At 57.5% G+C, this 22,327-nt stretch carries 18 protein-coding genes, 1 tRNA gene, 1 pseudogene and 1 CRISPR repeat array; of the genes and pseudogenes, 4 read left to right on the top strand and 16 right to left on the bottom strand.

The window, feature by feature from the left end; all coding sequences use genetic code 11:
* From rbbA to P1U48_RS13845, 4 genes are read right to left on the bottom strand one after another with little or no spacing between them, the layout of a single operon-like run.
* Positions 1–2,781: a ribosome-associated ATPase/putative transporter RbbA gene (gene rbbA, locus P1U48_RS13860; protein ID WP_301069696.1), complete on the bottom strand. Its 2,781-nt coding sequence runs from the start codon at positions 2,779–2,781 to the stop codon at positions 1–3.
* Positions 2,778–3,926, bottom strand: coding sequence for an HlyD family efflux transporter periplasmic adaptor subunit (locus P1U48_RS13855; RefSeq protein WP_301069695.1), 1,149 nt, complete (start codon positions 3,924–3,926; stop codon positions 2,778–2,780). Before P1U48_RS13855 ends, rbbA begins: the two co-directional genes overlap by 4 nt.
* Positions 3,836–4,480 (bottom strand): TetR/AcrR family transcriptional regulator, encoded by a 645-nt coding sequence (locus P1U48_RS13850; RefSeq protein ID WP_301069694.1) that lies wholly within the window; start codon positions 4,478–4,480, stop codon positions 3,836–3,838. Before P1U48_RS13850 ends, P1U48_RS13855 begins: the two co-directional genes overlap by 91 nt.
* Complete coding sequence (locus P1U48_RS13845; RefSeq protein WP_301069693.1) at positions 4,477–4,887, bottom strand: hypothetical protein; 411 nt, start codon at positions 4,885–4,887, stop codon at positions 4,477–4,479. The genes P1U48_RS13850 and P1U48_RS13845 overlap by 4 nt, the downstream gene beginning before the upstream one ends.
* Positions 4,888–4,983: 96 nt before the next feature.
* On the opposite strand from P1U48_RS13845, the gene P1U48_RS13840 reads away from it, so the two are divergent.
* Together P1U48_RS13840 and P1U48_RS13835 are read left to right on the top strand one after the other, a co-directional pair.
* Positions 4,984–6,963 carry an alpha/beta fold hydrolase gene (locus tag P1U48_RS13840; RefSeq protein ID WP_301069692.1) on the top strand — a complete coding sequence of 660 codons (1,980 nt, stop codon included), beginning with the start codon at positions 4,984–4,986 and terminating at the stop codon, positions 6,961–6,963.
* A gap of 43 nt (positions 6,964–7,006) precedes the next feature.
* On the top strand, positions 7,007–7,420 hold the full coding sequence (locus P1U48_RS13835) for a hypothetical protein (RefSeq protein WP_301069691.1): 414 nt from the start codon (positions 7,007–7,009) through the stop codon (positions 7,418–7,420).
* Here the strand turns inward: P1U48_RS13835 and P1U48_RS13830 are convergent.
* Positions 7,417–8,292: pseudogene (locus P1U48_RS13830) on the bottom strand (IS481 family transposase). The gene P1U48_RS13835 and the pseudogene P1U48_RS13830 sit on opposite strands and share 4 nt — an antisense overlap.
* Before the next feature lie 248 nt (positions 8,293–8,540).
* Here P1U48_RS13830 and P1U48_RS13825 point away from each other — a divergent pair.
* Positions 8,541–8,630, top strand: a tRNA-Ser gene (locus P1U48_RS13825).
* A gap of 109 nt (positions 8,631–8,739) precedes the next feature.
* Here the strand turns inward: P1U48_RS13825 and P1U48_RS13820 are convergent.
* The 10 genes from P1U48_RS13820 to P1U48_RS18215 form a co-directional block, all read right to left on the bottom strand.
* Positions 8,740–9,780, bottom strand: coding sequence for a tyrosine-type recombinase/integrase (locus tag P1U48_RS13820; RefSeq protein ID WP_301069690.1), 1,041 nt, complete (start codon positions 9,778–9,780; stop codon positions 8,740–8,742).
* Positions 9,781–9,885: 105 nt separating this feature from the next.
* Entirely contained in the window at positions 9,886–10,299 is a 414-nt protein-coding gene (locus P1U48_RS13815) for a helix-turn-helix domain-containing protein (protein ID WP_301069689.1), read from the bottom strand.
* 7 nt (positions 10,300–10,306) lie between these two features.
* Positions 10,307–10,522 (bottom strand): helix-turn-helix domain-containing protein, encoded by a 216-nt coding sequence (locus P1U48_RS13810; RefSeq protein WP_301069688.1) that lies wholly within the window; start codon positions 10,520–10,522, stop codon positions 10,307–10,309.
* Positions 10,523–10,603: 81 nt separating this feature from the next.
* On the bottom strand, positions 10,604–11,422 hold the full coding sequence (locus P1U48_RS13805) for a hypothetical protein (protein WP_301069687.1): 819 nt from the start codon (positions 11,420–11,422) through the stop codon (positions 10,604–10,606).
* Positions 11,419–12,639 carry a hypothetical protein gene (locus P1U48_RS13800; RefSeq protein WP_301069686.1) on the bottom strand — a complete coding sequence of 407 codons (1,221 nt, stop codon included), beginning with the start codon at positions 12,637–12,639 and terminating at the stop codon, positions 11,419–11,421. The genes P1U48_RS13805 and P1U48_RS13800 overlap by 4 nt, the downstream gene beginning before the upstream one ends.
* A 193-nt stretch (positions 12,640–12,832) precedes the next feature.
* A CRISPR array of direct repeats spans positions 12,833–14,447; the repeat unit is 36 nt; unit sequence GTTGCGGCTGGACCGCGAATTTTGAACAGCTACAAT.
* Positions 14,448–14,520: 73 nt separating this feature from the next.
* Entirely contained in the window at positions 14,521–14,826 is a 306-nt protein-coding gene (gene cas2 / locus P1U48_RS13795) for a CRISPR-associated endonuclease Cas2 (protein WP_301069685.1), read from the bottom strand.
* Between the two features lie 35 nt (positions 14,827–14,861).
* Positions 14,862–15,806 carry a type II CRISPR-associated endonuclease Cas1 gene (cas1, locus tag P1U48_RS13790; RefSeq protein ID WP_301069684.1) on the bottom strand — a complete coding sequence of 315 codons (945 nt, stop codon included), beginning with the start codon at positions 15,804–15,806 and terminating at the stop codon, positions 14,862–14,864.
* 32 nt (positions 15,807–15,838) lie between these two features.
* Complete coding sequence (gene cas9 / locus P1U48_RS13785) at positions 15,839–19,081, bottom strand: type II CRISPR RNA-guided endonuclease Cas9 (protein ID WP_301069682.1); 3,243 nt, start codon at positions 19,079–19,081, stop codon at positions 15,839–15,841.
* A gap of 304 nt (positions 19,082–19,385) precedes the next feature.
* Entirely contained in the window at positions 19,386–20,561 is a 1,176-nt protein-coding gene (locus P1U48_RS13780; protein ID WP_301069681.1) for an integrase arm-type DNA-binding domain-containing protein, read from the bottom strand.
* Between the two features lie 531 nt (positions 20,562–21,092).
* Positions 21,093–21,167 (bottom strand): HGGxSTG domain-containing protein, encoded by a 75-nt coding sequence (locus P1U48_RS18215; protein ID WP_366142899.1) that lies wholly within the window; start codon positions 21,165–21,167, stop codon positions 21,093–21,095.
* Positions 21,168–21,432: 265 nt separating this feature from the next.
* Here P1U48_RS18215 and P1U48_RS13775 point away from each other — a divergent pair, with 265 nt between their 5' ends.
* The gene (locus P1U48_RS13775; RefSeq protein WP_301069679.1) at positions 21,433–21,906 is read left to right on the top strand and encodes a hypothetical protein; all 474 of its coding nucleotides are present in this window, start codon (positions 21,433–21,435) and stop codon (positions 21,904–21,906) included.
* 89 nt (positions 21,907–21,995) lie between these two features.
* On the opposite strand, the gene P1U48_RS13770 is transcribed toward P1U48_RS13775, so the two are convergent.
* Positions 21,996–22,325 carry an HGGxSTG domain-containing protein gene (locus P1U48_RS13770; protein ID WP_301069678.1) on the bottom strand — a complete coding sequence of 110 codons (330 nt, stop codon included), beginning with the start codon at positions 22,323–22,325 and terminating at the stop codon, positions 21,996–21,998.
* Positions 22,326–22,327: the final 2 nt, after the last annotated feature.

Raw genomic sequence — 22,327 nt, 5'->3', positions numbered from 1 at the left:
TCAGCGCTCCTGCTTGCGCAGGGCCAGCACCGCCAGCAAGGTCAGGACCGGCCCGAAGGCGGCCAGACGTAGCAGGTGGCTGGAAAGCTCGGACAGGCCCAGCCCCTTGGTGAAGGTGCCGACGCTGATCCCCATATACCAAGTGGTCGGCCAGAACGTGCCCATGATCCGCGCGGCACCTTCCAGCGACGACACAGGCGTGATCATACCCGAGAATTGCAGCGTTGGCATAACCGACAGGATTGCCGCTGCAAAAACGGCTGTGACCTGTGTTTTCGTCAGCATCGACACGACAAGCCCATAGCCGGTTGCCGCCACCGCATAGAGCAAGGCGCCCAACACCAGCGCCACCGGATCACCCTTGAGTGGCACGCCCAAGACCGTGACCACCAGCGCCGTCAGGATCACGAAATTCAACAGCGTTATGGCAATATAGACCAGTTGTTTGCCGATCAGGAATTCGGCGCGGCTGGTGGGGGTGACGTAGAAATTGGTGATGGTGCCAATCTCTTTCTCCCGCGCGACGCTGACCGCCATCAGGATCGCCGGGAACAGCAACAACAAAAGCGGAGGGATCGACGGGCCGATGGCAGGCAAGCTCTCCATGGCCGGGTTGTAATGGAAACGCGGGATCAGCTGCGCGGGGGCGGCCGCATTCGCAGCACTCGGTGTCGCCAGATCGGCCAGAGCCAATGCCGATGTCGCGCCGACAGACAGAACATGCGCATGGGCGCCTTCAACATAGCTTTCCACTGTGCCTGCGCGATTTGTGTCAGATCCGTCGATCAATCCTGCGATTTCGGGGGGTTCCCCGCGGCGCACGGATTTGCCGAAGCCCGGCGGGATTTGCAACGCCAACGCCAACTCACCGCTCGCCATCCTGCGTTCCAGTTCGTCGGCGGTGGAAATCGGGGGCGCTTGCAGGAACCAGGCCGAGTCCTCAAACCCCGATAGGTAGGCCCGGCTTTCGGGACTGCGGTCCAGATCGAATGCCGCGAAGGGGATGTTGCGGACCTCTTGTGAGATGCCGAAGGACATAATGAGCAACAGCAGTGCGCTGCCGACAAAAGAAAACACCAGTCGTACCGGATCACGGCGCACCTGCATTGCCTCTCGCGAGGTGAAGGCCAGAAGCCTTTGCAGGCTGAAGCGTGGCGCATCTGTGTCCGCCTCGGATGCGTCAGTGCCAGTCAGGAGGCCTTCGTCCGTCGGCACCTCTGGTGGCGCGGCGTCGGTCATATAGGCGATGAAGGCGTCTTCAAGCGTCTCAACCCCACGTGCCGCAATCAACGCCTTTGGCTCATCCGAAACCAGCACCTTGCCGGCATGCATCAGCGAAATTCGGTCGCAACGCATGCCTTCGTCCATGAAATGCGTCGAAATAAAGATCGTCACCCCATCACGCCGCGCCAGTTCCAGCAACATATCCCAAAACGCATCGCGCGCCTGCGGATCGACACCCGAGGTCGGCTCATCCAGAATCAGGATGTCGGGCGCCTGGATCACCGCGACCGCCAGTGACAGGCGCTGGCGGACCCCAAGCGGCAGCGACGCGGCGCCCTGATCGAGATAGGGCTCAAGGCCAAAGCGCGGCACCAGTTCCGCCATCCGTTCAGTCGTCAACCTGTGACCCAGATGAAACAAGCGCGCATGCAGCAACAGGTTTTCCCGCACCGTCAACTCGCCATAGAGGGAGAAGGATTGCGACATGAAACCGACCCGGCGGCGCGCGTCGAGGTTCTGCGCATCGACTGCCTTGCCAAAGATCCACGCCTCACCATCGGTTGCAGGTGTCAGCCCGGTCAGCATTTTCATCGTCGTTGTCTTGCCGCAGCCGTTCGAGCCCAGAAAGCCGAAGATCTCGCCGCGCGCGATCTCGAAGCTGACCGCATCGACGGCGGTGAAATCGCCAAACCGCTTGGTCAGGCTTTCGGCACGAATGGCGGGTGGTCCGGACTTGAATTCGGCCTTGGCCACGGGTCTTTCGGGCGCTTGCGTATCGGCGCTGTCACCACCCAACAGCGCCACATAGGCCGCTTCCACCGTTGTCTTTCCGGTCCGCTCCATAAGATCGGCGGGGCTGCCTTCGGCCAACACGCGCCCGCCCTCCATCGCCACCAGATGGCCGAAGCGCGCGGCCTCTTCCATATAGGCGGTGGACACCAGCACGCTCATCTCGGGCCGATCGGCGCGGATCGCGTCGATCAAATCCCAGAACTGACGCCGCGACAGCGGATCAACCCCGGTTGTGGGTTCGTCCAGAAGCAGGAAATCCGGGTCATGGATCAGAGCGGCGCAAAGCCCCAATTTTTGCTTCATCCCCCCCGACAGCTTGCCTGCGGGCCGGTCCATGAACGCGGCAAGACCGGTGGCGCGGGTCAGGCGCAGGATGCGCGCCGCACGCTCTGCCCGGTTCAGCCCAAAGAGCTTGCCAAAGAAGTCCAGATTCTCGTGCAGGCTGAGATCGTGGTAAAGATTGCGCCCCAACCCCTGCGGCATGAAGGCGATCCGCCGCCCGGCATTGGCCCGGTGACGCGCAGAGGTCATGTCGCCCCCAAGCGTCTGGACCTGCCCGGTCTGCAGCTTCTTGGCCCCGGCGACCAGGGCCATCAACGTCGACTTGCCGACACCGTCCGGTCCGATCAGCCCGATCATCTGCCCAGCAGGCAAATCCAGTGTGACCTTGTTTAAGGCAAGAACCTTGCCATAGCTGTGACTTACCTGATCCAGCTGCGCCACCGGCGGGTTTTTGGTGTCGGGAATGTCAGCGCGGTCGGTCATTGCGAGGCCGCATCCCCTTCACCTGATCCGGTCCCGTCGAGCGAAGCCGGCAATTCGGTCGCAACAGGAGGTGTCAAACCCTCTGGCCAGTCCATGACCTCGCCATCCGATCCCGCCAGCCGCACCCAGGCAATGCCACGCACCCCGGTCTTGACCTGAGTGAGCCGCGCCGAAACCATTTCGGACGGGATGCGCACGCGAATACGAAACATCAAACTTTCGCGCTCTTCGATGGTTTCAACCTGTTTTGGCGTAAACTGCGCCTGCGGCGCGACAAAGCTGACCACGGCAGGGATCGAAACATCCGGCATGATGTCGACGACGATGCGCGCCTCGTCGCCCAACCGAACTCGCGGCGCGGCGCTGGCGGGCAAAAAGAACTCCATATAGACCTCGCCAAGGCTGACCAGGGTCAGCACCTTTCCGCCGCTGCCGAGAACCTCTCCCGGCTGCGCCAGCCGGTAAAGAACACGCCCGGCGGCAGGCGCGTAAAGCGCGCTATCGGCGATCCGCGCCTCGATCTCGCGAAGGGCGGCGTTTTCCGCATCAACGCCGCGTTGTTTCGCAACAACGCCCGCACGCGCCGCGGCAAGACCCGCCTCCGACAGTTGCGCCTCGGTGCGCTTTATGTCCAGCTCTTCGCCGGAGACAACACCGCGTGCGCTCAGCGTTTCGGCCCGGGCCGACTCGCTCTGGGACAACGCCAGCTTCGCCTCGGCCTGGGTCACGCCTGCAACGGCGACCGCGACGGCCGCTTCAGCGCTCGCCACGGCGGCTTGCGCGCGCATCCGCTGTGCCTCCAACTCGTTCGTATCCATGGTCGCCAGCAGATTACCGGATTGCACCAGATCGCCCTCGCGCACGGAGATCTCAGCGACACGGCCGGTCAGTCGCGTCGAGATGTCGATCAGATCCGCTTCGATCCGGCCATTGCCGCGTGCGAAGCCGTCGGGAGGCAGGTCGTTCGGGGCCAGAAGCACCTTCCAAGCGGCGTAGCCCAGAAACGCAGCAAGCACCGCCAGGACAAGAGCTATGGACAGTTTTCGTGACATGACTAGGAAATTCCTTCTGTGGCATGTTTCGCGACCTGCGTCGAAGCGATGCCGCGCCGGTAGATCGCGAAAACGCGCGGTGCGTCGGCGCACATCCGCTCCATGTCCCCAGCGATCAGGGACTGCATAACAAGCCCCTGAATCGTGCCGATAAACAACGTCGCAGCGGCTTCGTTATCCAATTCGGGATGTAGTTCGCCCTGCGCTTTTCCGGCTTCGATAAGGTGGACGACCCGCGCCGCGTATTGTTTCATCATCTGGCTTGCGAGTCGTTTTGCCGGTGTTGTGTTTGCTCCCTGCAATTCACCAAAGAGCATCCGTGGCGCGCCGGGATGCTCTGCAACAAAGGAGACATGGGCAAGAAACATCGCCTGTAGCGACTCCAGCGACGAACCGATCCCTTCAGCCGCCTTTTCGATCCGCGCCATGAGACGTTCGGCCACCCATTTCATTACGGCTTGCCAGATGGCCTCCTTGTTGGGGAAATGGCGAAACAGCGCACCTTGGGTCAGGTTCATATGCTTTGCGATTGCGGCTGTCGTGATTTCGGCGGGGTTCGTCGTGGCCGCAAGTTCGACAACGGCTGTGACCGTGACGTTCCGCCGTTCATCTGCAGGAAGTTTCCTTGGCTGCGGACCTGCGTTCATGAATTCTTCTCCAATTGCCAAACCGCGAAAGTGAGCTGTCCCATGGCTAGACTCATCGACAATCCGCTGCCGATGACAACGATTGATGACGCGCCAAACAGCACCTCAGCGAGAATCCCCAGCGGCATGAACATGCCCGCCAGTGCCAGCCCGGAAATCCAGTAGGTTGCGGCTGAGGGCAACGACATTCGCGACAGCACCAAACCAACCCCGATGTTGAGCAGCGCAAACAGATTGCCGTGCGCATGGGACAGTCGCGATTCGAAGTGCGTTCCAACACCATGGCCCGCGATCCACGGCTTTTTTTCGAGAGAAAAATCGCGCCCATAAATCAGAAAAAAACCATAGAGCATGAACAATGTGAGGAACAAGAGACCCGCTGAGATATCGGACTCGCCGGTGAACATGATGGGTCTCCTTTGGTTGCTGTTAGGTGAACTTCCGCTTCACATTTCAGCGCCGCTTGCTTTTGGATAGTAACTGATTACTATCTTTCTAGCCAGATGATTCTGTCACAATGTGCGGTTCGGGCTTCAGTCTTTGCCAAAACCGTCTCGATGCAGGCTAAGGAGGCCAGTTTCATGGAGAACGCGGGCAAGGAGACAATGGTGTCGCCGCGCAGGGGGGATGCCAAAAATGAGTCTGGCACAGTGGGGGGGCGTCGCGGAGTGGACCAACCTCTGCCCCCTGCACGTGAACCCGATGACCGGGATATGAAGGCAGCGGCTTTGCCACGGGCCCCGGAAGATGCTGGTGCGATGTCTATCGTACATGAAACCCTCAATCATGCCGCGAATGCGTCCATTGCCCGTTTCACACATGGGTTGTCGCCAGCTGCAGTGATGGGCGCTTGGTTCGACTGGGCCACACATATTGTCGCCGCGCCGGGCAAACACTTGCAACTCACCGAAAAGGCAGTCGACAAGGCCCGCCGGCACGCCCGGTTTGCGATCACCCATACCAAGTTGACCGATAAGACCGAACCTTGCATTGAGCCCCTGCCACAGGATGATCGGTTCAGCGGTGACGCTTGGCAGTTGCCGCCATTCAACACGATTTATCAGGGGTTCCTGCTTCAGCAGCAGTGGTGGCACAATGCGGTCACCGGCGTTCCGGGTGTCACGGCCGAGCACGAACGCCAACTGCAATTCCTGGTGAGACAGCTTCTTGATACGGTCTCGCCGTCCAATTTCCTGGCCACCAACCCCGAGATACAGAAACAAACCCGCAAAGACCGCGGCCTGAACCTGGTTCGAGGTGCGCAGAATTTAGCAACAGACATGCGGCGGATGATGACTGACGCATCCCCCGAAGGCGCTGAGGATTTCCAGCCGGGGCGGGACGTCGCGGTGACGAAAGGCGAGGTCGTTTATCGCAATCGGTTGATCGAACTCATCCAGTATGCCCCGCTCACGGAGACCGTACACCCCGAGCCGATCCTGATCGTCCCGGCCTGGATCATGAAATACTACATCCTCGACCTCTCCCCGCAGAACTCTCTGGTGAAGTATCTCGTGGGTCAGGGGTACAGCGTCTTCATGATTTCGTGGAAGAATCCCGACGCAAGCGATCGTGACCTGACCATGGAGGACTATCGCCAACTGGGCGTGATGGCTGCGCTCGACGCGATCAAGGCGATCATTCCGGGCCAGAAAATCCACGCGACCGGCTATTGCCTGGGCGGGACCCTGTTGGCAATTGCGGCTGCCGCGATTGCCCGAGGCAAAGATGACCCATTCGCATCATTGTCTCTACTGGCCAGTCAGGTCGATTTCACCGAACCCGGCGAATTGCAGCTTTTCATCAATGAGAGCCAGCTTTCCTTCCTGGACAGCGTTATGTGGAAACAAGGCTATCTCGACACCACCCAGATGGCCGGAGCGTTCCAGATGCTTCGCTCAAACGACCTGCTCTGGTCTCGCGTGACACAAAATTATCTGAAGGGCGAGCAACCGTTTGAGAACGACCTCATGGCCTGGAACGCGGATGGCACGCGCATGCCTTATGCCATGCATTCCGAATATCTGCGAAAGCTCTACCTTAACAACGATCTGGCCGAGGGGCACTTCAAGGTCGGCGGCCGTCCCGTTTCATTGTCAGACATCCGCGCCCCGATTTTTGCGGTCGGGACCGAAAAAGATCATGTCGCCCCTTGGCCCTCCGTCTTCAAAATCGGGGCGTTGACCGATACCGACGTGACCTTTGCGCTGACCAGCGGGGGCCACAACGCGGGCATTGTTAGCGACCCCGGCCATCCGCACAGATCCTACAGGGTCCGGACAAAGAACAAGATGGATCGCTATCTCGATCCGCAGTCATGGGTCGCAGAGACCGATAAGCAGGACGGATCGTGGTGGGAGGCTTGGGTCGCTTGGCTGGACAGCAGATCAGGCGCACTGACAATGCCACCTGCAATGGGCGCACCAAAAGCGGGGTATACGGCCATAACCGGTGCACCCGGGACATATGTGTTTCAAAAATAAGACACAGCCAATTCTGGACGCGGAAAAGCAAAGGAGAAAACAAATGAGTACCAATCGAAAAAACAGCCTGTTGATTGCGGTTGGAGTGGCAATCGTTTTCGGAATGTTAACAGTAATGTCCGGCGGCCGGGCGCTTTTCGGATCGGAAGACGCTCGTGCAGCGGTCGGAAATGCGGTGCCCTTCGTACTATGGTTCAATTTTTTAGCGGGGTTCGCCTATATCGTCGCCGGGATCGGGTTGTTTCTACGGCACAGCCCTGCGGTTTGGATTTCAATTGGTATTCTCGCGGCCTCATTTGTGGTGATGCTGGCCCTTGGGCTGCACATTGCGCAAGGCGGTGCATACGAGATGCGCACAGTTGGGGCAATGATCCTGCGCACAGGCGTTTGGGCGGCCATATCCGTTGTGGCTTGGAAACACATTGGCAGGCACCCAGGATCTGAAAGCAATGCTTAGGTGTTCAGTCCCGGCATCTGGTGGATCGGGTTGAGGATGGTTCGTTCTGGCTCTGAAGTCCAGATTTTGCAGATGTATTCGTACGGCGTCAGCCCGCTAAGGGTCTTGAGCCTGCGCGCGAAGTTGTAGGCAGCCAGGAAGTCGGCGAGGTGGGTGCGCAGCTGGTCGTGGCTGTCGTAGTGATATCGCCTGACGGTCGCGTCTTTGATCGTGCGGTTCATCCGCTCGACCTGGCCGTTGGTCCAGGGGTGGTTGGGTTTTGTCAGCCGATGCTCAATCCCGTTTGCTTCACAGATCATGTCGAAGCGCATCGGTCGGGAATAGATGCTGTTTCGGTTTCGCGGCTGCTCGGCGAACTGAATGCCATTATCCGTGAGAATGGTGTGGACCTGGTAGGGCACGGCTTCGAGCAGGTGCTGCAGGAACTCCCACGCCGTGCGCCTGTCAGCCTTTTCGACGAGTTGGGCGACCGCGAACTTGCTGGTGCGGTCGATCCCGACGAAGAGATAGAGCTTGCCCTCCGCAGTCTGCCCCTCAGCGATGTCGATGTGGAAGAACCCAATCGGATAGCGTTTGAACGTCTGGCGCTTCGGCTTGTCGCCGTCCACGTTCGGCAAGCGAGAGATGCCATGCCGCTACAGGCACCTGTGCAACGCCGACCGCGTAAGGTGCCGGATGGACGGCTGCAGCGCGTAGAGGCAATCGTCCAGCGGCAGGAGGGTGTGCTGCCGGAACCCGACAATCATCGCCTCCTCGGCCTCGCTCAGCACGGTGGTTCTCGGCTCCTTCGGCCCGGTTTTGCGGTCTTCCAGCGTTTCCCGCTTGCGCCACTTGGCGACCGTCTTCGGGTTGATCCCCAGTTCCCGGCTCAACGCCGCGGCCGAAGCTTGCGATCGCTATATTGCAGATCTGACGGCGTACATGGTCGTGGCGCTTCCGTGACGTATCTGTCCCATAGTGCTTCCTTCCAGTCCCTCGAAAGGCTCGCACCATTAAACCGTGGGATCAAACACCTAGGGGCAGGCAGAGCGCACATCCCTGCGCCCCTGCAGCCGGTTCCCGGACGAAAACCCGAAGATTCGTCTTGTTTCCAATTCACCCGCCCGATACACCGGCCAGCGGAGACGTGGCCGAGTGGTCGAAGGCGCTCCCCTGCTAAGGGAGTAGGCCCGGAAGGGTCTCGTGGGTTCGAATCCCATCGTCTCCGCCACTTACCCCAATCAAAGCCTTGAATTAAAAGGAAAAACTCGGACGGCGCCGGAGGCGTTCCCACATCCATTCCCACACTTGGCGCGCCTTTGATTGCTTGGCGCTTCGCCTTAATCCTCCAAAACATCACTATCTGACTCGCCGGTGATCAGCGCCCGTTGGCGCTCGCGACTAATCTGGCCGTAGCTGCGCAGCGTCGTCAGCACGTCGGTATGGCCGAGGTTCTGTGAGGTGGCGACCAGTTCGGCGACCGAGGTGCAGTTCTTGGCCGCATGACGCGCCAACATATGGCGAAAGGCGTGCGGGCCAAAGGCATCCAGATTTGCGGCGGCAAAGGCGGTGTTAACGATCTTGCGCACGGGCTCGGTACTTTTCCAAGGGCGGCGCTCGAAGCCCTCGGCTGAGAAGCCGGTGTTGGATTGCGGCGCGATGGCTGTCGCTGGAAACAGCGGATCGTCCGGGCCATAGAGCGCTTCGTCGTCGAGATGCGCCATCCAAGCCACCAAAGCGGCTTCGGCCTCTGGGAAGCCTTGGGCAAAGAAGGTGTCGATGCTCTTACCAAATTTGGTTGCCACCTCGCGCGGATTCTGCGTCACGGATTTCTCATCCAAATTGACGTGCTTAATCCGCAAGGAGATCAAAGCGCCCACACGGATGCCCGTCAGACACAACAGCGCAAAGACCGCCTTGTCGCGCATCTCGCGTGGCGTGGTCGCGGGCATCATCGCCAGCGCCCGCTTCGCCTGCTTCACGCTGGGGGCCGGTCGGGTTGGGGCGGCGCGTGCCTCCGCCTCGTCGCGGCGGGACAAGTTGAAATAGTCCGCGTCTGCTGCCCTGATCCGACTGCGAAAACCGTCTTGCTGAGAAAGCCACAATGTGAACTCGCGCAGGGTTGCCAGAATGGCGCGGGTGGTAGACTTGCCCAAAGGCTTGCCGCTCGCGCTCTTGGCCTGTTCCAGGTGAGTTCGGAACCCCATGGCCCATTCGATGTGGAACTTGCCGAAATCCTTGCGCCCGTTCCAAACATCGAAGCGCTCCAGCGAAGCGAGTTCACGGTCGAGGGACTTGTCGGAGAGTTGCCGCGCGTATTTGCGATACTCCAGAAATCGCCGCTTGAGGCGCTCATTTTTCTCATTCGGTCGCTTGGTCATTCCGGCCTCCTTTCAGGCGATCATTGCAGGGATAGATCGGCTTCCGACCGGGCCTGGCCGGAAGCGGAAAAACAAGGGGGCCACTGTCCACCACCTTAATGTTCGCTATAGCCGCGTAATTTTGAGGTCCAGGGTCCGGACGATTTCAGGGATTCGCGCCACGGCCACCGGCTTTGAAACGACAGTTCCGCATACCTCGCAGAGGGCAGTCAGCTTGGCGCGCCCGCTCTTGATGTCGCAATCTGCTAGCCTCTCCGCCGCTTGCCGCTCATCCCGGCAACGCACGCAATAGAATGTATCGATCCGGGTCTTCACCGACCGGCTGTCACGTTTGGATTTGATGTGTTTGCGCAGATCGTCACCCCGGATCAAAGATGGCCGGGTCGCGTCCATGACGTGAAGCCCGTCAGCCGCCCAATTGCGGATAGTTCGAGGAGAGACGCCGGATACCTCCGCCGCCTCATCTATCGTGTAGCAACGGAACCCCTTGATCCCGTTCAGGCGCGCTTGCTTCGGCATCTGCGCCTCACTCGCCCGCCGGGGTTTCGTTGCGCTTCAGCCAGTCGTGCAGCGCCTCCAACATGATCAGGCGGCGCGTGCCAATCTTGATGCTGGTCAACTCCCCCGACGACAACGCAGCGTAGAGAGTGGTGCGTCCGATGCTGCACAGGCGCGCGGCCTCGTTCGGGGAAACCGCAAGGATCTGCGCAGCTTGGGCGATCAATTCCGGTGTATTCGTCATGGCTCATTCTCCTGTGTTCGAGCATGAGCGGACGATGCCGGATGAATGATGGTTCAAAATACAGCTAAGGTTTTGAACCAGTTATGACCCACCCTGCGATTTTAGAAGATGCCGCTTTACCGTTGAAAGAGAAGGAACCGGAATGTCGGGGTAGCCTGCTTTGAATTCCGCTCGAATCGCCTTGGCCTCGGCGTTAATGCCAACAAGCGCCTCGCCGGATTGAATCCTGCTGGAAATGATCGTCGCCAAGATTGGGCCGTAATCGCTTGGCCGCCCGCCCTTGTTCTTGCACGGAATGCCCAGCAGATCGGCAGGTTGCGCAAGGATACGCAAGACTCCCGTCTCAACGTCCAGCTCGGCCAAATCATCAAGACGTACCGCCTCCGCCGCTTCAAGCCGCAAGGTTCCAATTGCCGTCACGATCAATCTCCAGGGCGACCTGACCTCGAGGCTCAGCGCGCGGTCCAGATCACGCGCGTCGTCTTCGCCTTGCAGACGCGGATGGAAATAGAGCGTGATCGCATGTCCATCGGCTTCAACCGCCCCGATGCGCCGAGTCTGACCATAAATGGTTGACGCCTTGCGGCGTTTGCAATCCAGAGCCTCGCTCAATCGTTCGATTAGCCGAGGCAAATCGGGTAGGACGGCTCGAAGGCATGCTCGATCCAAAGGGGAAAAGCCAAGGTCCGGGCAATAGTAGCCATAGCGCCCATTCTCGACCACCACAGGCGCAGAATGCCCTGTGTCGCATTCGCTGCATACCACCGACGCCACAACCCCAGACTCTCGCAGGTACCCGTAACGCAGCAGCGCCTCAAAGAAGAGGTTGTCATGGTAGAACGCGGCGGATGCCCTGCCGCCCTGAGCGATGATTTCGCAGAGCAGCGAAAGCGGTTTCACTCAATGACCTCGAATAAATCGGCACAAGTCGGCGGCGGGGCAAGCAGCTGCCAGCGCTCCAACAGATCGAAGACAAATTGCCGGTCCGTCTCGGTTTTGTTCGGCAGAGTCGTGGTATTCGGCGCGCTCAACGTGACAGTCAATGTGCGAGATGATTTGGCCCCGGTGGCCGCCAAGATGATGCGCAGGGTCGCTGCCAATATCTGCCAACCACCAGCGCGCAAGGGTGACGCCGCGCCGAACCGCCGCTCCAGAAACTGATAAAGCGTCTCGTCTTCGGCCCGCTTTTCGACCCGCACAAAACCGCCATCAGAAGACCGGAAGGACAGAGACGAAACCTCCACCCTTTCTATCCCATCTGCCGGTTCAGTCACGAACTCCGACGCTTGGCGCAATGTGTCCAGCAGCACGTCACGGCGGGGGATTTCGACAGGTGCCTTGGACTCCGGCGCGAAATTCTCAGAAAAGGATTGGAGGTATTTGTCGCGCAACTTTTTGCCACCCTTGGCGCAAATCTCGACGATGCGCTCGCTCGGGTCGCAGGCTACACCGAGCTCTAGAACTTTTTGTACGGTCTGCCGCTCAAGGCTTTCTTCGCCAAAGGCCAGTTCGCTGTGGGCGTGTTCCTCGATGTAAAACGTGGCCTGGGTCAGCTTGGTTTCTTCACCTGTCACAGGATGAATGCGGATGGACTGATACCAATCAGCCTCTCGCTTTCGATGATCGGGCAAATCGAGAATTTCGACGGTATCTTTGAGAAACCCTTCACGGGCGCTTTGCTGATCAAGGACCCACGGCTTACCGTCATCCGGAAACTGAAACCGCGCCCATTGCTTGCCGCCGTGCCGCCTCATCAGCGAGGCCTGGACATTCACCCGGTCGATCATCCGTGGATGCTGGGCGGCCAACATCAAAAGCACGTCTTGCACGCCCTCCAGCCCTTCCAGATCAATTCCTTGACCCGCGCAAACCTGCACCGCGCCAGTCATGCCGTTGTCGTCGGAAAGGCTGGCCAGCAGCTCCAACTCCGCCTTAATAACGTCCAGCTGGCGGTCGGGTAATTCCTCCAACAACTCTTCGATGGACCGTACCAACGCCGTACCGCGACCTTCACTTGTCCAATCGAAGGCCTCGGGCACATCAACACCCCTGACCTCAAGGAAACACCGAAGGCGAGCCGAGGGAGACTTCCGAATAAAACCGCTGAATGATGCCATATCTTGCGCCTCTGAAATGTTCTTAACACAAACATGACGATCACCTCTGTTAGGTTCAAGTTGTTAGCATTCGGACCTGCCACGTAATTTTCAAATCACCTCAAAAAATGCTGTTTTCCCTAGATATCAAGTCCCCTGGGGGATCTCAGCAACCAACATCAAATCGCTAATTGTCACCGACAATCATCACCCATTTACGGCTGGACCGCGAATTTTGAACAGCTACAATGACAACCAGACAGCTGCAACGCGGCGTTGTGTTGCGGCTGGACCGCGAATTTTGAACAGCTACAATTTTATCCCGACCGGAACGGGAACTGTGTGCGGTTGCGGCTGGACCGCGAATTTTGAACAGCTACAATCAGACCGCACTACTTCGCTGGCACGTTTGGTTGCGGCTGGACCGCGAATTTTGAACAGCTACAATACGCGACGCATGAAGAATGCTTGAAGATCGTTGCGGCTGGACCGCGAATTTTGAACAGCTACAATGGGGTGGCGGGTGCCAAGCTGGTTGTGCAGTTGCGGCTGGACCGCGAATTTTGAACAGCTACAATCCCGCGTTTCATGCAAGTATGGCGCCCCGAGTTGCGGCTGGACCGCGAATTTTGAACAGCTACAATGAGGTGCCACAGTTGATGAATTGTTCGCCAGTTGCGGCTGGACCGCGAATTTTGAACAGCTACAATGCTCGCTATCATCAAGCGAGGTTTCCCGGAGTTGCGGCTGGACCGCGAATTTTGAACAGCTACAATCGCTCCAAAGACCAATCAACTTGGCCTTGGGTTGCGGCTGGACCGCGAATTTTGAACAGCTACAATGAGGTGCCACAGTTGATGAATTGTTCGCCAGTTGCGGCTGGACCGCGAATTTTGAACAGCTACAATCCACCTTTCGGTCATTGCGCAGGCCAAGCTGTTGCGGCTGGACCGCGAATTTTGAACAGCTACAATTCAGCGCCTCTTGTGTGCTGGACGTGATCGGTTGCGGCTGGACCGCGAATTTTGAACAGCTACAATAAAACGGATTACCAAGGGCGTCCTGAGATGTTGCGGCTGGACCGCGAATTTTGAACAGCTACAATGTCGGCGCGTGGCTCAGAGAAAACCGCTCAGTTGCGGCTGGACCGCGAATTTTGAACAGCTACAATTTGGTGCCGTCGTCAAATGTTGCGCGCTCCGTTGCGGCTGGACCGCGAATTTTGAACAGCTACAATACATGGTGCCGCTCTATGTTCTTTGGGTGCGTTGCGGCTGGACCGCGAATTTTGAACAGCTACAATAGAGGCGCAGGGCATTGCGGCTGACGCGATGTTGCGGCTGGACCGCGAATTTTGAACAGCTACAATGAGCAATTCGCACAGTTGATCGGATACTCTGTTGCGGCTGGACCGCGAATTTTGAACAGCTACAATTGTTGGTGGAATGGGCCCGGCCGCTCAGCCGTTGCGGCTGGACCGCGAATTTTGAACAGCTACAATGCCAGAAGTGACCATTTCCATGGTGACGCCGTTGCGGCTGGACCGCGAATTTTGAACAGCTACAATAATGCGAACATACAAGTCGTAATAATCTATGTTGCGGCTGGACCGCGAATTTTGAACAGCTACAATCGCATCGCGCGCCGACCAATCCCCAACACTGTTGCGGCTGGACCGCGAATTTTGAACAGCTACAATCCACCGCTTGAAGCCTTCCGGGTCTTCCAAGTTGCGGCTGGACCGCGAATTTTGAACAGCTACAATACCACAGAATCGCCGCAGAGCGCGTGTTGTTGCGGCTGGACCGCGAATTTTGAACAGCTACAATCGATCATCAGATAAAGCCCTGTAAGAAAAGGGAATTTTCTGTGTCCTATTGAAGCCTTTCCACCCGAATCGCATCAAAACATCACCAGTTGCTGAGGGTTTTCCCTGGCATTTCTTCGGCCTTGATCCGAGAAATGTACGACATCTCGGTACTGCCGGTCCGTGAAGTTCAGGATTTGTATGTCGCCAGATGACGGCAGATGTCGTTCGATTCGAGTGACACGAGTGGCAAAAGCCTCCTTGCCGTTGACAAATCGCGCGTAGACTGAGAATTGGCTGCGCTCGAAGCCATCATCCAGCAGAAAGTTGCGAAATGCTCCCGCTTCTTTGCGCTGCTGCTTAGTATCGGTGGGTAAATCGAACATCACGAGAATCCACATCAGACGATACCCCGACAAATATGTTACAGGCGCGTTCACGCCCCAAGCCTCGCCAGCGTCAAGGAATCGGGGGGATTAGGAAGAGCCAAAGCCAGTTTGCCGGTTTCAAAGCTCTGCCCCAACGAAGTCGCCAGTTTTGTCAGAGCAACAGAAACAGGTGTCACTCCTTCACCCAATGGCAGGTCAATGGCGATGAGACGTGCCAAGGCTTGTTTCGCTTCGGTATCCAATTTGGCCCCAGAACGTTCAACAATGCTGCGCACAGCGCAGTCGACCAAGGGGCGGAACGGTTCCATCAAATCATCGGCCAGGGCAAATGCGTTGCCCCGATTGGAGTGGAAAATGCCAATGGTAGGATGCAACCCGGCACCGACAACAGCGCGAGCTGTGGCGGCGCGTAGCACGGTATAGCCGTAGTTCAGTAGCGCGTTTTCCGCATCTGCTCCGGTATCGCGGCGAAAGTCCGGCCCCATCATGCGCGGCCAATAATAGCGCGCGGCCTGCGCTTCTATGTTGTTGCCATCTCCGGAGGTGACCTTGCGGGCGAACATGCTCAGCGGCGCTGACGATTCGCCATTCGCCGCTAGTGCGGCGGCCTGCATTTGGATCTTGGCAATCACCACATGTTTCCAGGCCTGCTTGACCAGCGGTGCTTTTGCTTGCCACTGAGCACGCATACGTGCGCCTTGGGCATGATGACCGTCCAGCGGCATCAGAACCGATTTTGGCGCATGGTTCGCGGCACATAGTACCACCGGCGCGCCTCTATCGGCCAATTCGGTCAACAACGATGTTGACCAAGTCGTTCCATGGGCATGAACAATCACACCTGCAATTTGGTCCAGCGGAGTGCGGCCAACCTCGCTGCCGCCTTCTGAAACCTTCAAGAATCCCCGGTCAAGTGACAAGTGTCGGCCATCAGTTGCAATATCAATAATCTGATCCAATACATTGCCTCCAATAAAAACTCGAAACGTCAAGATTCCATTTTTGCCAAGAATTCGAGTATATCCTAGTTTCGAGAAAATTGGCCTGGCCCCGGGTCCTTTACTCCACCTATTTCATCGACAAAAACTCGGCGAACACGAGATTTTTCTAGTGTCCCCGCACCCATCTGGAGCAATTTGAATGAGTCTGTTTTATCTCGGCTCCTGGCATCGGCATTCGCCTCAGTATGAGGGGCGATGAAGAGACCGTGCGCTAAGTCGAGCTTCTGAATATAGCCAATAGTCGTCTCGCCATCCCGTTCCAGCGCCACCATGTCCCGCTTGAATAAGCGCATGAGGCGTTTGGCGGCAGGGTGTGGCTTTCTCTCAACCCCCAGCTGATGCGCCTCGAAAGTAGTGACGACCGGTGGCTTTATCTTTCCATCCGGAAGACGCCATATCTCGTAGCAATGGTTGCTGTCGCCTTTATAGGCTTTGAACGGCTTTCCAGATGTGTCGGAAATATCCACGCGCGCGGACTTTTGCAGGGTGTCCTCCAACCGCACGCGACGGATTCGGTAGTAAGGATTGTCCGATTGATCCGGCAATTTGGGTGCATTCGCGAAACCGACTATGGCTTGCTCAAATGCTTTTCCATCCAATCCACGTGTAACCCGCTTGAGGTGACGGCGTAAATCGGCATCCCGAATAGTCGCGCCCCCCGCGGTGGGGTCAATTTCATTTGGCTTGATAGAGGTCAGTGGTTTCCGGGTGACCACAAGATCGCCACCTGCAAGCCCATAAGCGGTATCATTGTGCAACTGGCCGCTAGTGCTGTCCCTGCCAGATTTGCGTAGGGTTGGATCAATGCGCCCATGATCCGCCCGGTGGCTGACGATAATACGCGCCACTTGTTTGGCGATGTCCGCACGAAATCCGTCCCAGGGCGGCAGAACAGAGCGCGCCACCTGTTCGACCCCACCCAACTCGTCCCGTTTAGCCATATCCGCGATCCGCTTGACTAGAGACCGGTCAGTCGCGGCAATAACAGCGGCGTCAATGGCATGGTGACGATGATCGCTACGATTCTTGGCCTTGACGGTGGCAGCATTGTGATCTGTGAGTGCCTCGATGCCGTTCAGACCCCAATGGCGGCGCAGCATTTCCGTCAGGCGCCCGGGCACAACCCAAACGTGGTTTTTGCCATCCTGTCCGTCATAAAGCGCGTCCAGATAGGCGCGGGCGATGCGGGACAGATATTGGGTATCCTTGAGCGCGCGGGCCGAAAACTCGTTCTCTCCCTCGAACCGTTCCATCGCGTCAGGAGCAAAGCGCCAAGCCTTGTTTGCAGGCAGGTTTTTCAGATTGGCTTCAATTGCGGGCCATTGGGGTGTATCACCCCACGCCTCCCACGGGGTTTTGTTCGTCTTTTGCCGATTATATTCCTTCAAACACAGCGTGCGATTGGAAAACCCATCGTCAAGGGTGCGCGAATAAGGCAGGATGTGATCCACGTCGCAAGAGCCGTCAAATAGCATTGAGGCACAGATCCGCTGGCCGGAATAAGGGCAATTCCGCGCCATCGCATCCTCGTTCAAGTCTTCCCAGAGGCGAAGTATCATTCGATTTGCGCCCGTATTGCGGACGCCCATTTCCTCCAGCTTTTCGCCTCGCTTGATCGCGGCGTCGGTGTTTTTCCTGATCGTGCTTTGGACCTCGCGCTTTTGGTCCTCTGATAGTTTCAGATCACGGGCGAGCTCGACAACAATTTCATCGGGTTTTCCGTAAACACATATTATTCGGTTCACCAAACGCCGCAGTTGGTTCAGGCCGATATGCACCGTGGGGTTGGTGATGCGGCCATAGCGGGTAATGTCACCGTCCTTTTCATCGTATGTCCCCGGAATCACATGCCGCTCCAGAATCTTTCCATAATAAGGCAGTGCGTCCAACACCTCGCCTGTCCGGTCATCCGAGTGACGCCAACCACAGCGTGCAACAGCCTCGCTATAAGGGACCACTTCCTCTTCCAGCGCAGCAAGTATGCGGGTGGTTGCCGTAATTCCCAGTCGCCCGTAGCCGTCAGGCAAAGGCGCATGTGCAACCCCGTCTGCATGATCACGGTCCAGCCCATGGGTCGCCATCAGCCAATCGACCAGCGCGTGATGCTCCGCCTCACTTTGCACCGCTCGAATGCGCTCGATTACCTGCCATTGCGCCGCTGGAGCCAGCCCAGACCAACGTGGCCCAAAGCGATCAGGATGCGACAGACTGGCGCGGACAGGGTCACAGGCGATAGCATCGCGGTTGGCAGTCTCCAGCGTAAAGGACTGTTCAGGCCGCAAGCCGATTACCTTGCCCAATGCCTTGAGCTTCAGTGTCATCCCCGCCAGAGATTTTGTATGCTTCTTGTTGTCCAACGCATGGACGATCTTGTCCCGCTCTTCCTTCAACAACCCGCGTGAGGGTGCGCCTCTTTCAGCAACCCGCAACGCGTTGACGCTTTCTACCAGAATGCGACGCTGATTCAGGGGATGCGCCGACGGGATGCGCCTTTCATCGGTGAACAGGCACAGCCCGACTGCCGGTGCTTTCAAAGGCCGTTGATGAAATATGATCAGCTGGATTTCGTCGCGCAGCTCATCGGTCAAACTTGCGTGAAACCTGGCTTGAGAGGCCCATAGCTTGGCGAACTCTTCCGCCAGATGGCGACGGTCAGGATAAAAATCATAGCCTGATTCCTCTTTTTCGGCATTATCACGCCGCGCAACTGACAGACGGGTGCGAACAGGCGGCACCTGTTTTGGGTCAGGGGCAGCAGCGCGGCGCATATGCAGAAATTCGCCATAGGTTCGCGCATGTTTGATCATCATCATCTGATCCAACCGTGCGGTGGCATCCTTTATCTTGCCGCTTTCATTGTCGCCACGGTCTGTCTTGCGATTGGATTTGAAACCGCGCCGCTGGTTCAGATGAAACAGGGCCCTCCCGAGATGGGTCAACGGCAATTCCAGATCCAACCCTTCAGCCCTCAACCTGTAAGGATCGAGGTGTTCCAGTGCGTTGGCTTCCTCCGGGTCATTGGGCATCAGCCCTACCTCGGCCATACGCCTCATCAACGCGGTTTTGCGGCGTAGAAACCTGTCGCGACGGCGGCGTTGCGCGCGGGCGGCACGGCGATCTACGGCAAGCGAAGCCTTGGACTTCGGGTCGCGACCATCGGAAAATATCCGCACACCACCGTCTACGACCTCCGTGATTTCGCCATTATTTGCCGCATAGAGCCACCAACCAATCGAATTCGTTCCAATATCCAATCCAAGACGCACGACTCAGCTCCGCAAGAAATTATGTCAATACAAGAGAGGATTGCATTCAAAATTTCTCATCTCAACTCAAATTTTCATTGAAGGGAGCAAACTTCCATGCGAAGGTACACCTGTTCAAAATTCGCGGTCGAGCCGTTAACAAGCATTCGATTGCACCACATTGAAACGCAGGCTACGGCCTGCGTTTCCTTTTGTTGGGCAAGATTCTTTGCATTGACCAGTGAGTTACGGCAACTGTGTTTCGAAACGGACCGCAACGCGCCATCAGATATCGATGCAAGCGCACATCATCCACAACACTTGTTTAAGCCAGCACGACGGCATTTGCCCCAGCCTCACGCTGGCAAGCCACCCTCGACCAGGCATCCATAAGATCGCGCCGCTTATCAAAGAGGTCTGAGCGTGCATAAGCGGCTTCCGCTTTGTCCTTTATTCCATGCGCCAGTGCAGCTTCGATTACCTCACGCGGAAAGCCAGTGGTTTCACCGGCCCAATCACGAAATGTGGACCGAAAGCCGTGAACCGTGATCTTGTTACGACCCATGCGGCGCAACACGGCTGTCATGCTCATATCTGAAATGGGTTTGCCGGGTTTGGTTTCGCTCTCGAACGCAAGCGTGTCGTCGCCTCGGCGCGGACCGAGGCAAGCGATGGCGTCGGCGCTCAACGGGACACGATGTTCTTTCCCTGCCTTCATGCGGTCGCCGGGGATTGTCCAGATTCGGTTCTCCAGATCTATTTCGTCCCACTTGAGACCGCGTGTCTCACCAGAGCGCGCGGCTGTAAGAACTGTGAAGCGAAGCGCCCGGGCCGCAACACCGCTACGCCTCGAAAGCTCTTGCAGAAAGGTGGCAATTTCCCTGTGAGCGAGCGCTGGGTGATGCTTGACTGCCCGAACTTTCGTCGGCTTGGGCAAAAGGTGGTCTAAATGCCCTCGCCACCGAGCCGGATTGTCTCCAGAGCGCACACCGAGAGCTGAGGCGTAATCGATCACGGCTTCGATACGTTGGCGTACACGGTTCGCGGTTTCGGGCTTCTTCGACCAAATCGGGGTTAGTGCGCCGATCACGTCGGCAGTTTCGATCTTGGCGACCTGCACCTGTCCTATTTTCGGGAAAACGTAGGCTTCGAGAGTCGCAGTCCATTGAGCCGCGTGTTTGGCATTTTTCCAACCTGGGCGTTTTCTTTCGATCAATTCGAGAGCAGCCTCTTTGAAAGTCTTTGGCTTGGCCTGTCGCTTCTTGGCTATAGGGTCTTTGCCTTCAACAATCAGCCTCCGCGCGTCTGCTGCACGCTCACGAGCCATGGCAAGGCTTACTTCTGGATAAGGCCCAAGACCTAAATCGCGGCGGCGGCCCTGCAACTGATAGCGCAGCACCCAGGAGCGCGCACCGGAGGGTTTTACATACAGGAAGAGACCACGCCCATCACCATGCCGTCCAGGTTGGGCTACCTTAACCTTTTGAGCGCTGAGAGCCATGATCGTTCCCACATTTGTTCCCACACTATTTCGTGGTTTAACGTGAACCCGTGTGAACATCAATGGACAGGTATGGATTTAACAAGCTGTTTTTATTTGGCTATCCCGTACCCTGACGAACTTCGGCAAACCCAGAAAAACGATGGTTATACGGACATCGTCTCCGCCACCTACCTTTGAAATCATTGAATAAATTTGCAGATGCTGAGTCTTGCCCGCCAAAATGCCCGCCATCTCATTTGCGCTTGGAAACCGTGAAGTGCATGGGTGAACGGTGTGTTAGGGCCAACGTTCTTTCTCTAAATGTCTGAATCGCGCACGCGCGCCAATGCCGGGGCAGTCGGTTGCAGTCCGGTGAAAGCATTTGGAACGATACCTGCCCCCCAAGGGGTGCTACTGGTCCGAGTGATGTGGCGACGTAGCAGCGTATCAGGTTTTGTCAGGTCGCTTGTGTCCTGCCCGCCATCGCGCCCAGCGCCGCCGTTGCGCCTCGGCTATGCGTTCTCGGCCTGCGCGGGTCTTAGGGCCGGTCTATAGTCCGCCGTGAAACCTGCATCGGGTCTTGCTGGGCATCGCCGTTACGCGGCATGGCGTTTCCTTTCGCATGCACGCGTCAAGACCCCAGACATGCCCCGCGCCCGCAATATCCGGTCGGGGGCATATTCACGAAGGTCAACGGTTGCTGCGGGATTTTGCTTGGCCGGTCGGTTGCACCGTTGACGCGTCTCGGAGATTTCCTGCCCCGGGAAAAATCGCCCACGGCGGTTAGCTAGCCAAAGGGTCTCTTCATGAGCATGACAGCGCGCGCCTCTTTGACAATGCATTAAGGAAACTGCAAGAAGAAGGAACCCGTCCAAGGAGTGTGGCATAAATGAGTGAGTTGTCTTGGAAAATTTGGGCGCTTCGCGTGGCCATATCGTTCATTTTGACTTCCGCCTCGGCAGGGGTAATTTCGTTCTACGTCGCTGATTACGTCGTACGTGCAAACACTTCGAGTACCGAGAATACCCTTTCGGGACTAGATGGTTCGCTCAACCGGCTTAGTTCTGCACTTGAAGCTAACTCCAACCGTATCGGCAGGTCGCTTGATGGCACGACAAAAGCTGTTGACCGCCTGCAAGGTCAGCTATCTCAGCTGATGGTCCAAAGTGCTGAGCAGACCGGTCAACTCGCCTCTCTCGAAACAAAAGTTACCAAAATTTCAGATGCAGTTCAGAAATCTGGAATCGATATTCAGATTTCTGACCTCCCCGGCAAATTGCCAAATATTGCGTCTTGGGATGATATGAAGGCAATTTACGGCCTTGAAGATGACTCCCCGCTTTTTCTTCAGGTCCAGAAGTAGGTTTCCTCTGAAGTCGTTATTTCTGAAGTTCCAAGTGCCGCGCCTTCGCCATTCGGGTTTATCGACAATTCGGTCTGCACCTAAACCCTTCATTTCTTGGTCGCCCAGCGCCGCCGCTGCGCCTCGGCTATGCGTTCGCGGCCTTCGCGGGTCTTGGGGCCGGTCGATAGCCCTCCGTGAAACCTGCACCGCGTCTTGCCCGGCATCGCCCTTGCCCGGCATGGAGTGCCCTTGCGGGTCCGCGCGCCGCACCGCCAGTTCGCCCGCGTTGTGACTACCGGTAAATCCGTATTGCCTAAGACCTCACCCCGCGCGCGCGTTACGGTGCCTAAATACCCTGAAAACCTGGGACCAGGATAGGTGCCGCGGGTAATCCCCCCCGAAAGTAGGGGGCTGCATAAGTAGAATTTTCTCGCCAAGG

The sequence above is a fragment of the Pseudooceanicola sp. genome, assembly GCF_029213205.1.
In the GTDB taxonomy this organism is placed as follows: Bacteria; Pseudomonadota; Alphaproteobacteria; order Rhodobacterales; family Rhodobacteraceae; genus Pseudooceanicola.
The sequence above is the reverse complement of the archived record's forward strand: the minus strand, read 5'-3'. Positions and strand labels throughout refer to the sequence as shown.

Bases quoted from the DNA above. Each gene is read 5' to 3' on its own strand.
- P1U48_RS13845 (WP_301069693.1), bottom strand. From the start codon at position 4,887: ATGTTCACCGGCGAGTCCGATATCTCAGCGGGTCTCTTGTTCCTCACA.
- P1U48_RS13835 (WP_301069691.1), top strand. From the start codon at position 7,007: ATGAGTACCAATCGAAAAAACAGCCTGTTGATTGCGGTTGGAGTGGCA.
- P1U48_RS13850 (WP_301069694.1), bottom strand. From the start codon at position 4,480: ATGAACGCAGGTCCGCAGCCAAGGAAACTTCCTGCAGATGAACGGCGG.
- cas2 (WP_301069685.1), bottom strand. From the start codon at position 14,826: ATGTGGATTCTCGTGATGTTCGATTTACCCACCGATACTAAGCAGCAG.
- P1U48_RS13800 (WP_301069686.1), bottom strand. From the start codon at position 12,639: ATGGCATCATTCAGCGGTTTTATTCGGAAGTCTCCCTCGGCTCGCCTT.
- P1U48_RS13840 (WP_301069692.1), top strand. From the start codon at position 4,984: ATGATTCTGTCACAATGTGCGGTTCGGGCTTCAGTCTTTGCCAAAACC.
- P1U48_RS13775 (WP_301069679.1), top strand. From the start codon at position 21,433: ATGAGTGAGTTGTCTTGGAAAATTTGGGCGCTTCGCGTGGCCATATCG.
- rbbA (WP_301069696.1), bottom strand. From the start codon at position 2,781: ATGACCGACCGCGCTGACATTCCCGACACCAAAAACCCGCCGGTGGCG.
- P1U48_RS13815 (WP_301069689.1), bottom strand. From the start codon at position 10,299: ATGCCGAAGCAAGCGCGCCTGAACGGGATCAAGGGGTTCCGTTGCTAC.
- P1U48_RS13820 (WP_301069690.1), bottom strand. From the start codon at position 9,780: ATGACCAAGCGACCGAATGAGAAAAATGAGCGCCTCAAGCGGCGATTT.
- P1U48_RS13780 (WP_301069681.1), bottom strand. From the start codon at position 20,561: ATGGCTCTCAGCGCTCAAAAGGTTAAGGTAGCCCAACCTGGACGGCAT.
- P1U48_RS13810 (WP_301069688.1), bottom strand. From the start codon at position 10,522: ATGACGAATACACCGGAATTGATCGCCCAAGCTGCGCAGATCCTTGCG.